Below are 13,254 nucleotides of genomic sequence, written 5' to 3'. Positions count from 1 at the left end.
CCCAGGGTATCCCGTCAGAACGGGTGCCACGGGCGGTCGTCGCCCGCTCGCAGGGAGTCAAGCCGGTGCCTCAGCTCACCCGCGGCGACGGGGTCGCGGTGGGCGTTGCGCAGTACGGCGGTGAGAGTCTGCAGTTCACGCATGTCACGCATCACCGGGTAGCCCGCCCAGGTGGTCAGGTCGTGGCCGTAGGCCCGGCTGAACCCGGCGCGCTGGCTCCCGGTCAGCCCGAACCGCACCCCCTGCAGGGTGGGGATGAGATCGGTCTCCCGCGGCCCGGCGCACACCGAGTCCCAGTCGCACAGCAGCAGCCCGCCCCGGGTGCGGATCAGGTTGCCGCGGTGCGCGTCGCCGTGGATGAGCCCGTACGGCAGGGCGAAGCGCACCCGCTCGTAGTAGGTCTCGGCCAGTTCCCCGCAGCGCCGCGACAGCCAGGCCCGGTCGTCGTCGCCGAGCAGGCGCGCGGCCTCGATCGCCCGGAGCACCGGCCCGAAGGGGTCGTGGGTCGGCAGCTCGAACGGGACCGGCGGCATCTCGTGCAGCAGCCGCAGCATCGCCCCCAGCTCCGCCGGCTCCGGCGGCGGTCCGGCGTGCTCCTCGTGGTGCCAGAAGGTCACCAGGAACCCCTCGGCGGCGACCGGCTGCCGGACCTCCAGCGGCCGGACCGTGGGGAAACCCTGCTCGGCGAGCCAGCGGGTGACCCGGACGGAGGTCGCCAGCCGGTCGTACTTGCCCGGAGTCGCCTGCGCCAGCCGTACCACCACGCCCTCGGCGGGCAGGCGGTAGACGGCGTTGGCGAAGTCGCGCAGCAGCGTGGCCCCCGCGGCGTCCAGCCCGGCCTGCCCGCAGGCCAGGCGGAGCGCCGCGGCGCCCGCCTGGCCGAGGAGTTCCCCCTCGGCGGCGATCGTCATGTCATCGGCTCCTCTCGGGGGTCGTGTGCTCGAAAGATCGCGTTCCGGGCCCGCTGCGGCAGGCCGACGGCGCAGAAACCCTCGATCTGCCGCGTGATCCGCTCCCCGCCCCGCTGGGCGGAGACCAGCGCGCGGCCGGTGTTCAACGTGGTGCCCAGGCTGCTGATGCGCTTGTCGGGCGGGAGCGCGAGGATCGGCGCCATCGCGTCCTCCGCGCCGTCGGTGTCGCCCTCCATCAGGTGTGCGACGACCAGGTGGGCGCTGGCCATGGACTCGCAGCCGTAGGAGCGGTTCTCCGGCTCCCCCACCGCGTAGAGGGACAACGACTCCCGGGCCGCCTCGATCGCCGGCTCCGGCTCACCCAGGTGCAGGTGGGTGACCGCCGCGTAGTAGCGCTCCTTGGCCGGGCGGAAGGCGAACTCCCCGGCGATCTCGTCGTGCAGCTCGTCGGCGCCGGCCGACCGCACGTCCGCCGCCTGGACGAGCGCCTCGCCGGCCTCCCGGTTGCGGCCCATCATCGCGTAGGACCGGGCCCTCAGCATGTGCAGCCGGGTCGCGCCCGAGCCCGCGTGCAGGTGGGTCAGGCCCTCCTCGGCGTAGCGCGCCGCGTCCCCGTAGCGCCGGTCCCACAGCGCCACCGAGGACTGCATGCCGCGCGCCCAGCCCATCAGCACCGCGTGCCCGGCCACCTTGCCGTAGGTCCACGCCGCCCGGGCGAGGGTGTCGGCGGGGATGCGGCGGTCCATGTCCATGCTGACGTTGGCCATCAGCCCGCACAGCGTGCCGGTGAGGAAGTACAGTTCCCGGGCCTGGCCGGGGTGGATGCGCTTGTCCAGTGCCCGGCGGGTGCGTTCCTGCAGTTCCCGCATCTCCACGAACAGGGGCAGCGGGGGCTCGGAGACGTAGCGTTTGGCGATCCAGATCACCTGGGTGCGCAGCCGCTCCAGCGCGCCGGAGCCCAGTTCGCTGGCCTCGGCCTGCTCGGCGTGGCTGCCCGCCTCGTCGGCGGCGGTGGCGATCAGGTCGAGTGCGGGCGGCGCGGTGCGCAGCCCTTCGGGCGTGTAGTCGTGCGCGAAGCCGAGCTGGACCGGCCCGGTCTCGAACAGGCGGCACAGCAGGTCGGTGTAGTCGCGGTCGGGCCGCGCCCCCGCCTCCCACTCCCGCCAGGAGCGCTCGCTGAGCCCGCGCCGCTTGACGCCCTGCCGGTCGCACATGGCGTGGAAGCGCTCGATGGCCTCCTCCACCGTCCAGCCGTGCGCCAGCCGCCAGCACTTGAACCTGGTCTGCTGCGGCGCGCAGGCGTGGATCTCGTCCACCATCCGCTGGATGACGGCCGCGGACGGCAGACCGGACAGCTCGGCCAGCGTCCGGTTGCGGATGATGGTCGCGTAGGCCAGCGTGGCGCGGTCACCGCCACGTGAACTGTGGGTCATCGGCTCTCCCGGCCGTGTCTGCGAGCGGTCACCACGACACTAATGTCCCGGCAGGCGCCGGGTGGACTGAGAGGCTTCCTCCGCCACGGGAGTGCGCTCCTCTCACGGGGCCGCCTCCGCCGTCCCGTCACGGGGCGGTACGGCCCGGCGGAAGGGGACGACCGTCCCGCCGGCGCGGAGCTGGGCCTGGAAGAGCTGGCCGCACAGGCGGCTCGGGCTCTCGGCGAAGAAGACCTCCGGCGGGCTGCCCGCCGACACCGCGACCCACCTGCCCTTGCTGAACACGATCCGGTAGTCGGGGAACGCGGTGCGCAACAACTCCAGCGCGCGCTTCCGCTCGGCGAGCTCCGATGTCACGGCCCCTCCGTCATCGCGAGTTCCGTCGTCGTTCCCAGAATGTTCGCTTGACGGTGGAAACGCCAGTGAGAGCCGGGGGCCGCGTACATGCGGACGGCTCTCATGTCGGTCGCCGGGCCGGTGACCGGTCGTCGGGCCGGTGACGGGTCAGTGCCACTGCTCACGCATGTGGATCGCCTGGAGCACCCCGACGGCGATCATATTGGCGAAGGTCGCGGTGCCGCCATAGGAGACGAACGGGAGCGGGAGGCCGGTGATCGGCATGACCCCGATCGTCATGCCGACGTTGATGAGGGTCTGGAAGCCCAGCCAGCAGACGATCGCCCCGGCCACCAGCGTGCCGAACCGGTCCTCGCACAACCGCGCGATGCGCAGGCCCCGCAGCAGCACCACCCCGAGCAGGACCACCACGGTCACCGCCCCCAGGAAGCCGAACTCCTCGCCCGCGACGGTGAAGACGAAGTCGGTGTGCTGCTCCGGCACGAACCGGCCCAGGGTCTGGCCGCCTCCGAACAGGCCCTTGCCGAACAGTTCCCCCGAACCGACGGCGTTCAGCGCCTGCGTGCTGTTGTAGCCGACCCCCCTGGGGTCGGTGGCCGGGTTGACGAACGCGGTGAACCGGGCGACCTGGTACGGCTCCAGCACGTCGAGGAACCACACCGCGGTCCCGCCGGCGGCCACGGCGACGGCCAGAGCCGCGATCCAGCGTTTGCGGAGCCCGCTGAGGATGAGCGTCCCCGCCGTGATCACGCCGAGGACCATGGTGGTGCCGAAGTCGGGCTGGAGCATCACCAGGCCCATCAGGATCGCGGCCGCCACCAGAGCGATCATCACGTCCAGCCCGCGGGGCCGGTCGTCGCCCTCGGCAGGCTGGGCCAGCAGCATGGCCAGGATGAGCACCAGGGCGAGCTTGGCGAACTCCGACGGCTGCAGGGCGAACCCGCCGCCCAGCATGATCCACGAGTGGGCGCCGTTGACCTCCGAGCCGACCGGGGTGATCACCAGGATCAGCCCGAGCGCGGCGGCGGCGTACACCAGCGGGGTGTAGGCCCGCAGCAGCCGGTGGTCCACCGTCGCCGCCGCGACGGCCAGGGCGGTCCCGATGCCGAGGTTGAGCAGGTGCTTCTTGAGCATGCTCGTGCCGTCCGCGGTCCAGGTCCTGGTGGACGACCAGATCAGCAGCGTGCCGATCAGGGCGAGGCCCGCCACCGCGACGATGAGCAGCCCGTCGGCCTTCCACACCGGCGAGCGCACGCCCGCCGGTCTGCGGGCGAAGGGCCTGCCCCGCGTCCCGACCAACCCGTTCACCGCACCCTCCCCCGCTCCGGCACGATCTTCTTGGCGACCGTGCCGTCCGGCAGGATCACCGGAGGCCTGGACGCGGGCACCCCGCCCGGCAATGCCGCCGGAGCCGGCTTCTCCCCCTTGGGGGCGAGGCCGTAGATGCCCTCGTAGATCTTCCGTACGGCCGGCGCCGCGGTCTGGCTTCCCATGCCGCCCTGGGACACCATGACGACGACCACCAGCCGGGGGTCGTGCACGGGGGCGAACGAGGCGAACCACGAGGTGTCGGCCTTGCCGTACACCTCGGCGGTTCCGGTCTTGCCGCCGATCGGCACCTTCTTCATCGGGAACCCGAGGAACGCCCCGGCCGCCGTACCGTCGGAGGCCACCTGGCTCAGCGCCCGTTTGATGTAGGCCCGCTCGTACGGCGCGAGCGGCAGCTTCCCCCGGACCGGCACCTTGATCTCCTTGACCTTGGTGCCGTCCGGCCGCACCAGCATCCAGCCCACCCGGGGGCTGCGCAGCCGGCCGTCGGTGACCAGCGCCGCGTAGGCCGCCGCCAGCTGCAACGGCGTCACCAGCACGTCGCCCTGCCCGATGGAGAAGTTGGCCGCGTCACCGGGACGCAGCTGGTCGCCCTCCTGGCAGTTGTCCCGCGCCAGCGCCTTGAGGAAGGAGGCCCGGCCCGGGTCGGTCTTGGCGACCTCCGGGTAGCCGATCTTGGCGCGGCGGCAGTTCTGGTCCTTGGTCGCGGCCCACATCTTCTTCTTCCACGCCCGGTCGGGGATCCTGCCCGGTGACTCGCCGGGCAGGTCGATGCCGGTCGGGCTGCCGAACCCGAAGGCCCGCGCCGTGTTCGCCATGACCTCCTTGGGCCTGCCCCTGGGGTGCCTCCCGCCGTCCTTCGTGTACTGCTCGAACGCCGCCCGGTAGAAGATCGTGTCGCAGGACTTCACCAGCGCCGTGTGCAGGCTCATCACGCCCAGCGCCCGCCCCCGGAAGTTGTTGAACGACCGGCCGCCGACCATGAACGAGCCGGGGCAGTCGTACCGGCCGTTGATCGGGTATCCGGCCCGCAGCATCGCCGTGACCGACGACATCTTGAACGTCGATCCGGGCGCGAACTCGCCCTTGATGGCCCGCGACACCAACGGCAGGCCGGCCTTCTCCGACAGCAGCCGCCGGTAGTCCGCCTCGTCGATGCCGCCCGTCCAGACCTCCGGGTCGTAGGTCGGCGCGCTGGCGATCGCCATGACCCGGCCGGTCCTGGCGTCCAGCACCACCCCGGCGGCGCCGTCGGCCTGCGGCGCGCTCTTCATCGCCTCGGCCAGCGCCTTCTCCGTCACCGCCTGCACCTTGGCGTCGATGCTGGTGATGAGCGTGTCCCCGGGGCGCGACGCCGTCTCGTGCTCGACGCCGAGAACCTTGCCGAGCCGGTCCACCTGCACGCGCTTGCGCCCCGGCGTGCCGCGCAGCTCCCGGTCGTACACCGACTCCAGGCCGTCCCGGCCCGCCACGTCGATCCCGGAGAACTCCGCCTTGAGCCCCTCGCGCTTCTCCAGTTCCTCCTGGGTGACCGGCTGCAGGTAGCCGAGGGCCTGCACCGCCGCGCTCTTGCCCGGGTGTTCCCGTACGGCCTGCTCCCGGGCGGTGATGCCGGGGAAGTCCTCCTGCCGCTCCAGGATCTGCAGGGCCTGGCGGGCGGTGACGTCGCCGGCCACCGGAGCCGGCTGGTGCGGCGAGCCGGTCCAGCACGGGCGGGAGATCGTCGGGCCGCACGGCCGGATCTGCCGGAGCAGGTCGTCGGGGTCGCGGCCGAGCACCTTGCCCAGTCTCGCCATCACGGACTTGCCGCCGTCCTTCATCCGCTCCAGGGCCCCGCGGTCCACCGAGACCACCAGCGTGGTCCGGTTGCGCACCAGCGGCCGTCCCATCGCGTCGAGGATCTGCCCCCGCACGGCCGGGACGACGACGTCGCGGGTGCGCGTCGCGGCCGCCGCCGCGACGTATCGCTCGCCCTCCCGCACCTGGACCTGCCAGAGCCGCGCGCCGAGCAGCAGGATCAGCGCCAGCGTCAGCGCCCGCAGCACGCGCAGGCGCCCCCGCAACCGGATCACGACCGGCTCCGCAGGGGCCCGCGCACGCCGTAGCGCACCCGGCCCGGCACCTCGAACTCCGTCCGCTCCGCGACCCGCGTCCGGCCCCGGAAGACCCGGATCACCCCCCACACCACCGGCGGTGCGGCCAGCACGTTGCACACCACCGCCGGGACGAGCCGGTCGGCCAGCACGACCGGGCCGACCGGGACGCCGCCGAACGCCGCGCCGGCCACCGCCGCGAGCACCGGTCCGGCCGCCGCGCCGCCCAGCGCCACCAGCGGCCCGGTGTCCGGGGCCTGCTCCACCACGCGGCCCGCCGCGTACCCGACCAGGCACAGCACCAGCGCGTGCTCCCCGGTCAGGTGGACGGCGGGCGGCACGACGTCGCCGAGCAGCCCGGCGCAGAACCCCGTGATCGCCCCGGCCTCCGCCCCGTGCACCAGCGCGAACCCCACCACGACGAGCAGCGCCAGGTCGGGCGCTATCCCACCGGGCAGCGGCAGCCGGTTGACGAGCGTCACCTGGGCGATCATCACCGCCACGATCAGTATCAGACCGGCCGTGTCACGGCTCGTCATTCAGGCCCCCTCACGTTTCGTGCTCGCGGACGACTCCGGGGGTGCGGGCGGCAGGACCGCGTCACGCGGATCGCGTCGCGGCTGCCGCACCACCACCCCGACCACGTCCAGCGCGGTCAGATCGGCGTACGGCCGCGCGTAGGCGATCCTGGTCAGCTCGCCCGGCGTCGCCTCCACCCGCTCGATCACCCCGATCGGCACTCCCGCCACGTACGGCGCGCCGCGGTGGGAGCCGAAGCTCACGATCCGCTGGCCGGGGGCGAGCGGGGCGGTGGAGTCGAGCAGCCGGAAGTGGAGCAGGCGGCCCTGCTCCCCGGCCCCGTTCACCACCCCGATCTCGCCGCTGCCCTCCAGCCGCGCCCCCGTCGCCGAGCCGAGGTCGCTGATCAGCAGCACGGTCGAGGTGGACGGCCCCACCCGGATCACCCTGCCGACCAGCCCGGCGCCGCTCAGTACCGTCATGTCCGGCCGCACTCCGTCGGCCTCGCCCGCGTCGATCTCCACGGCCTCCTCGAACCCGGGCACACCGCGCCTGGCGATCACATGGGCGGGCACGATCGTGTACCCGCCGGCCCCCGCGGTGCTCAGCAGGCTGCGCAGCTGCTCGGAGCGGCTGCGGTCGAGCGTCTGCGCGGCCAGGTCCTGCCGGAGCCGGTCGTTCTCGCGGGTCAGCTCCTCCATCCGCCGCTGCGCCCCCGGCGCGTCCACCAGCGCGGCGACGAACCGGGTCACCGGCCGCACCACGTCCGCCCCCACCTGCTCGGCCGCACCGAACACGGTCGTGCCGGCCCCCTTGAGCAGGCTGAGGGGCGACCCCTCCCCCGTGCGGCTGTCCACGGTCATGAGCACCAGCGCCATGGCCAGCAGCAGCCCCATGATCGCCCGGGTCCGGCGTGTGTCCCTCATCGGCGTCCCTTCATCAGCGCCGCTGTTCCGGGACGAGGACCTGCTGCAACGCCTCGAAGTCCTCGACGCACTTGCCCGATCCCAGGGCGACCGCGTCCAGGGCGTTGTCCACCCGGTGGATCGGCATACCCGTCTCGTCCCTGAGCCGCTCGTCCAGCCCGGCCAGGAGCGCCCCGCCCCCGGTGATCGCGATGCCCCGGTCCATCAGGTCGCCGGAGAGCTCCGGCGGGCACCTGTCCAGCGTCGTCTTGACGACGTCCACGATCGAGCCGACCTGTTCCTCGGTGGCCGTACGGATCTCCGCCGCGGACACGACCGCCGTCCTCGGCAGACCGCTCACCAGGTCGCGGCCCCGGATCTCGGCGTGTTTCTCCTCCGGCAGGGCGCAGGCCGAGCCGATCGATATCTTGATCTCCTCGGCGGTGCACTCGCCGAGCATGAGGGAGTGCTCCTTCTTCGCGAAGGAGATGATCGCCTGGTCCAGCTCGTCGCCGCCCACCCGGATCGACTGGCTGGTCACCATGCCGCCCATCGAGATGACGGCGACCTCGGTGGTGCCCCCGCCGATGTCGACCACCATGTTGCCGGTCGGCTCGTGCACCGGGAGCCCCGCCCCGATGGCCGCCGCCATCGGTTCCTGGACGATGTAGACCTTCCGGGCTCCCGCCTGGTAGGCGGCCTCCCTCACCGCGCGCTGCTCGATGCTGGTGATCCCGCTCGGGACCGCGATGATGATGCGTGGTTTGCCCAGGACACGGCGTTTGAACACCCGCTGGATGAAGTAGCGGAGCATCCGCTCGGTGACCTCGAAGTCCGAGATGACCCCGTTCCTGAGCGGCCGTACGGCCACGACGTTGCTTGGGGTTCGGCCGATCATTCGCTTGGCCTCGATGCCGATCGCCACGATCTTTCCCGTGGTCGTGTTGATCGCGACGACGGAGGGTTCGTTGAGGACGACGCCTTGGCCTCGCACGTAGATGAGAGTGTTGGCCGTACCCAGGTCAACCGCCATGTCGCGGCCGAGGAACGTCAGCTTGCCACCCATGAGGAAGCCTGCCTTCCTTCCGTCCGGTCACCGGCGGAAATTACGGAATGGAGTGGAAACGTAACCACACGTACCCAACTATCCGCATTATGAGCCGTCTTGCCCCATAAAAATCTTTAGTACCGAAAAACGCATCGGGCCCCGCCATCCCCAGGGGATGACGAGGCCCGATGGCGCCGGAGAACCCGGCCGGACGACTGCTACCGGACGGTCAGAAGCGGTCCGGGAAGAAGATCTTGATCTCGCGGGCGGCGGACTCGGGGGAGTCGGAGCCGTGGACCACGTTCTCACCGATCTCCAGGGCGTGGTCGCCGCGGATGGTGCCCGGCGCGGACTTGACCGGGTCGGTCAGGCCGGCCAGGGCGCGGAATGCCTCGACGGCGCGGGGGCCCTCGAGCACCATCGCCACGAGCGGGCCGGAGGTGATGAACTCGACCAGCTCACCGAAGAACGGCCGCTCGGAGTGCTCGGCGTAGTGAGCCTTGGCGGTGTCGGCGTCCAGGGTGCGCAGGTCCATCGCCACGACCTTCAGGCCCTTACGCTCGATGCGGGCGATCACGTCGCCGATGAGACCACGCGCGACGCCGTCGGGCTTGATCAGGACAAGAGTGCGCTCGGACACTGATGTTCTCCTTCGAACATGGATGACCCGCAGACTGCGGTGAACGGGCGAAAGTTTATCGCCCCCGGCCGGATCTCCCGTGAGCGGCGAGCTCAGGCACCCGTCGGCCGATCCCCCGCCGGCCCCTCCGGAGACGACATCGGCGAGGGCACCGCCGGTGCGGACCCGCCCGGACCGGACTCATCCGGACCAGACCGGTCCGGACCAGACCCGTCCGGATCAGATCCGTCCGGCTCGAACTCGGCCCCGGGCCCGGAGCGGGCTCCGGCCGCGGGCTTGTGTTTCGTCGCCGCGGGTGACACCGCGTCGGACTTCGCCGCCGTGCCCGGCCCGGCCGCCACGAGCGCATCGGGTCGGGCTCCGGAGCCGGGACCCGACACGGAGGGAGAGGCGGAGGGGAAGGTGGAGGTGGAGGTGGAGACAGGCTCGGCACCGGGCGCGCTCTTGAGATCGTCGACCTCCGTGAGCTCGGTGAGATCGGTGAGCTCCGGCCCTGCGGCCCTCGTTTCCGCGACCGGCTGCTCCGCCGGGCCTCCTTCAGCGGTCCCCACCCCCGTAGCCGTCACCTCCGCCGCGTTTCCTGTCGCGTTTGCCTCCGTGTCTCCTTCGCCGCCCTTCGGCTCACCCGCCGTCTCCGTGCCCGCCTCCGTGGAACGACGGGTCAGGATCGCGCCGAGGACGATCACGACCACCACGAGGATGCCGCCGACCAAGGCCCACCAGTGCATCGCGCTCACGAACGCGTCGACCAGTTCGCGCGGCGAGTCCGCCTCCTCCAGGTGCATGAACTGGACCCCGCTTCCCAGCAGGAAACCCGCGAGCACGCCGGGGAAGAACAGCGACAGCGCGAAGAGCGCGGTGCCCACGGCGGACGGGCGCAGGGCCGAGGTGAGCGCCACCGCCGCGCCGACCGCGAGCAACGCGAACGGGATGACCAGCGTGGGCCCGTCAGTGGCCGGGAGCAGGAAGCGGACCGCGCACAACCCGGCCACCACGATGACCAGGCCTCCCGCCGAGGCCACCGGCATGACCGCGTCATCGGCCCGGTCGAGCAGCACGGCGGCGACGAGGCCCGCCACCCCGGCGATCACGAACGCCGGCCAGAGACCGGACAACCCGGGACCACCCAGCCCACGGAGCTCCACGTAGGTGATCTGCGCCGCGGTGGGCAGGACGACCGCTCCCACCGCCACCGTGGTGTAGGCGGCGACCCTGCCGCGCGTTCCCGCGAAGGTCCCGGCGGACGCCAGTCCCAGCAGCGCCAGAACGGACAGCAGCGCCGCGACGACCACGAGAACCGGCGACCAGTCGAACGTGGTGCCAAGCGCGAGCACCGCGATGCCCACGGCGGGCACCGCGGTCATCAGCAACCGCCCACGCTCGGGGCCGAGCGCGCCGATCCTCGCAGCGCGCCCTTCGCTCTCGTCGCTCCTGAGCCAGAGCACGAGATAGAGCGCCGCGAGCGCGAGGGCGACACCGGTCAGCATCGGGTACGGCTGCAGCGTGATGCGCCACGACGTGACCGCGTCCAGCGGCCACAGCGCCAGGGCCTGCGCGGCCAGGAGGCTCACCGCGAGCACTCCCGCCCACACCGCGCGCAGGATCCGGGGGCGCTCCCACACCGCCACCAACGTGGCCGGCACCAGCAGACCGGCGCCGACGCCGTGCGCGGCGCGGAGGAGACCGACCAGCAGTGGGGAGTCGGCGTATCCCCCCACCACGTCGGCGACCGCCAGCAGTGTGAGCCCGCCGACCAGGACCGGGGCAGCCCGCATCCGGCGGACGGCCACCGCGGCCAGCGGAACGGTCAGGACCATCGCGGGCAGCGCCAGCCCGTGAGCCCGGATCATGTCGATCTGGGAGACGTCGGGCGGCAGCAGGGCGGCCACCACCGAGATGGTGTTCGGGATGGCGACGATCGCCAGCGGAAGCGCCACGGCGACCAGCAGTCCGAGGACGGCGTCCAGCAGCGAGAAACGGGGTGCTCGCGCCGGAACAGCGGGCTCCTCGGCCACGGTCTGCTCCGGCTTCGTTGGGGGAACGGCCATGTAGGCCGACTTTAGCGGGAAGTCACGTCCTCGACACGGTGAGCGACGAATATCGCGGTAATCCACAGCGCGGCGAAGACGGCGCCGAGGAAGAACATGGTCGGCACCAGGAAGCCGGAGGCGATCGCGAGCACCTGGACGACGCTCCCCACGATGTAGGCGAAGGGGCGCTTGAGCAGGCCGATGACCAGGACGCAGAGGACCGCCAGGCCGAGGCCGACGGTCACCGCCACGGAAGGTTCGACATCCTGCGTGTTGATCGCCACCGGGGTGATGAGCCCGACGACGATCGCCTCCATGCCGAGCACACTGGCACAGAGCCTCCGCATGCCCGGGGTAACCGTGATCATTTTCTGCCTTCCCGCCGTCTTCCGGCCGCCTGGCGGCCCCACGTCGTCTTCATGGTCTTCAGGTCTTCAGGATCATCGTGGTCTTCAGGATCATCGTGGTCAGCCGGTTTGGCGGGGTCATCTGAATCACCCCGTCCCGTCCACCTTGAGCAGCACGCGCGCGTCACCCGCGGTGACCACCGACCCGGTGATCAGCACTCCGGCCCCGCTGAACTCACCGGCCTCGTCGGCCAGCGCGATGGCGAGATCGATCGCGTCGTCGAGCCGCTCGACCTTGTGCACCCGCTCGGGATCGAAGATCTGCTCGGCGAGCGCGGCCAGTTCGGAGACGTCCATGGACCTGGGCGAGGTGTTCCGGGTCACCACGATCTCGTCGAGCATGGGCTCCATCAGCTCCAGGATGCCCCGCACGTCCTTGTCCGCGAACACCGCCACCACCCCGATGAGCTTGGCGAAGCCGAAGGACTCGTGCACGGCCTCCAGGGTGGCCTGGACCCCACCCGGGTTGTGCCCGGCGTCCACGAGGACCGTGGGACTCCTCCGGACCACCTCCAGCCTTCCGGGCGAACGGACCTGAAGGAACGCCTGCCGTACCAGCTCGGGGTCGAGCGGGTCGTCCCCGGCCGTCAGCGCCTCGACCGCCGCCAGCGCGCAGGCGGCGTTCCCCGCCTGGTGCGCGCCGTACAACGGAAGGAGGATCTCCTCGTACTCACCCTTGAGCGTCTTCAGATGGAGCAGCTGCCCTCCGACCGCCAGCTCCCGGGCGAGCACCCCGAACTCCAGCCCCTCCCGCGCCACGGTGGCGCCCGCCTCCACGGCCCTGCGCATCAGCACCTCGGCCGCGGGAAGTTCCTGCTGCGCCAGTACGGCGGTCGCCCCGGGCTTGATGATCCCGGCCTTCTCCCCGGCGATGGTCGCGATGTCGGGACCGAGGTAGTCGGTGTGGTCCAGGGAGACGGGGGTGATGACCGCCACGGCGCCGTCGGCGACGTTGGTGGCGTCGAAGGTGCCACCCATCCCCGTCTCGACCACCGCCACGTCGACGGGCGCGTCGGCGAAGGCGGCGAAGGCCATCCCGGTGAGCGTCTCGAAGAAGGAGAGCCGCCTCCCCTGAGCGTCGATCATCTGGAGATAGGGAAGGAGATCCTCGTAGACCTCGGTGAAACGCTCTTCGCTCAGCGGGACTCCGTCGACGCAGATGCGCTCGCGCATGGAGACCAGGTGCGGGCTGGTGAACCGCCCCACACGGAGATTGCGCTCACGCAGAATGGTCTCGATCATCCGTGTCGTGCTCGACTTGCCGTTCGTGCCGGCGACATGAATGACGGGGTAGGCGCGCTGCGGGGAACCGAGCACGTCCATGAGAGCGGCGATCCTGTCGAGAGAGGGGTCGAAGTTCCATTCGACGCCGCGTTCCATGATTGCCAGTTCAACCGCTCGATAGTCCACGTTCCCAGCCTACTGACCTCAGCGATGGGTTCCTGACCGGCCTGGGGGACGTACCGGGGCAGACAGTCGAAGGAGCGGCTCAGCCGGAGTCACTCCGCCGTCCGGGCACACTCCCGTAAACGCGAAAAAGGGCCACCCACAAGGGTGACCCTCTTTCAAACGATTGTCCGGC

General features: G+C 71.5%; 12 protein-coding genes. All 12 read right to left on the bottom strand.

Features of this window, described 5'->3' with window-relative positions; translation table 11 throughout:
- Positions 1–14 precede the first annotated feature (14 nt).
- Positions 15–911, bottom strand: coding sequence for a phosphotransferase enzyme family protein (locus tag IEZ08_RS35355; RefSeq protein WP_084780539.1), 897 nt, complete (start codon positions 909–911; stop codon positions 15–17).
- Complete coding sequence (locus IEZ08_RS35350; protein ID WP_068925709.1) at positions 908–2,344, bottom strand: NsdA family TPR-like regulatory protein; 1,437 nt, start codon at positions 2,342–2,344, stop codon at positions 908–910. The genes IEZ08_RS35355 and IEZ08_RS35350 overlap by 4 nt, the downstream gene beginning before the upstream one ends.
- A 102-nt stretch (positions 2,345–2,446) precedes the next feature.
- Entirely contained in the window at positions 2,447–2,701 is a 255-nt protein-coding gene (locus IEZ08_RS35345) for a hypothetical protein (RefSeq protein ID WP_068925711.1), read from the bottom strand.
- A 147-nt stretch (positions 2,702–2,848) separates the two neighbouring features.
- A complete protein-coding gene (gene rodA / locus IEZ08_RS35340) occupies positions 2,849–4,009 on the bottom strand; it encodes a rod shape-determining protein RodA (RefSeq protein ID WP_068925712.1) in 1,161 nt (386 codons plus the stop codon).
- A complete protein-coding gene (mrdA, locus tag IEZ08_RS35335; RefSeq protein WP_068925714.1) occupies positions 4,006–6,102 on the bottom strand; it encodes a penicillin-binding protein 2 in 2,097 nt (698 codons plus the stop codon). Before mrdA ends, rodA begins: the two co-directional genes overlap by 4 nt.
- Positions 6,099–6,662, bottom strand: a complete 564-nt coding sequence (gene mreD / locus IEZ08_RS35330) for a rod shape-determining protein MreD (protein WP_189243902.1) — start codon at positions 6,660–6,662, stop codon at positions 6,099–6,101. Before mreD ends, mrdA begins: the two co-directional genes overlap by 4 nt.
- Positions 6,663–7,568 carry a rod shape-determining protein MreC gene (gene mreC / locus IEZ08_RS35325; RefSeq protein ID WP_068925717.1) on the bottom strand — a complete coding sequence of 302 codons (906 nt, stop codon included), beginning with the start codon at positions 7,566–7,568 and terminating at the stop codon, positions 6,663–6,665.
- A gap of 13 nt (positions 7,569–7,581) precedes the next feature.
- Positions 7,582–8,613 (bottom strand): rod shape-determining protein, encoded by a 1,032-nt coding sequence (locus tag IEZ08_RS35320; RefSeq protein ID WP_068925718.1) that lies wholly within the window; start codon positions 8,611–8,613, stop codon positions 7,582–7,584.
- Between the two features lie 211 nt (positions 8,614–8,824).
- Entirely contained in the window at positions 8,825–9,235 is a 411-nt protein-coding gene (ndk, locus tag IEZ08_RS35315) for a nucleoside-diphosphate kinase (RefSeq protein WP_068925719.1), read from the bottom strand.
- 92 nt (positions 9,236–9,327) lie between these two features.
- The gene (locus tag IEZ08_RS35310; protein ID WP_141704196.1) at positions 9,328–11,283 is read right to left on the bottom strand and encodes a prolipoprotein diacylglyceryl transferase; all 1,956 of its coding nucleotides are present in this window, start codon (positions 11,281–11,283) and stop codon (positions 9,328–9,330) included.
- A gap of 11 nt (positions 11,284–11,294) precedes the next feature.
- Positions 11,295–11,612, bottom strand: coding sequence for a DUF4233 domain-containing protein (locus IEZ08_RS35305; protein WP_229803878.1), 318 nt, complete (start codon positions 11,610–11,612; stop codon positions 11,295–11,297).
- A 147-nt stretch (positions 11,613–11,759) separates the two neighbouring features.
- Complete coding sequence (locus tag IEZ08_RS35300) at positions 11,760–13,052, bottom strand: bifunctional folylpolyglutamate synthase/dihydrofolate synthase (protein ID WP_068925724.1); 1,293 nt, start codon at positions 13,050–13,052, stop codon at positions 11,760–11,762.
- Between the last annotated feature and the right edge of the window lie 202 nt (positions 13,053–13,254).

Source organism: Planobispora rosea (assembly GCF_014648175.1).
GTDB lineage: Bacteria > Actinomycetota > Actinomycetes > Streptosporangiales > Streptosporangiaceae > Planobispora > Planobispora rosea.
This window is presented reverse-complemented; position numbering and strand designations above follow the sequence as displayed.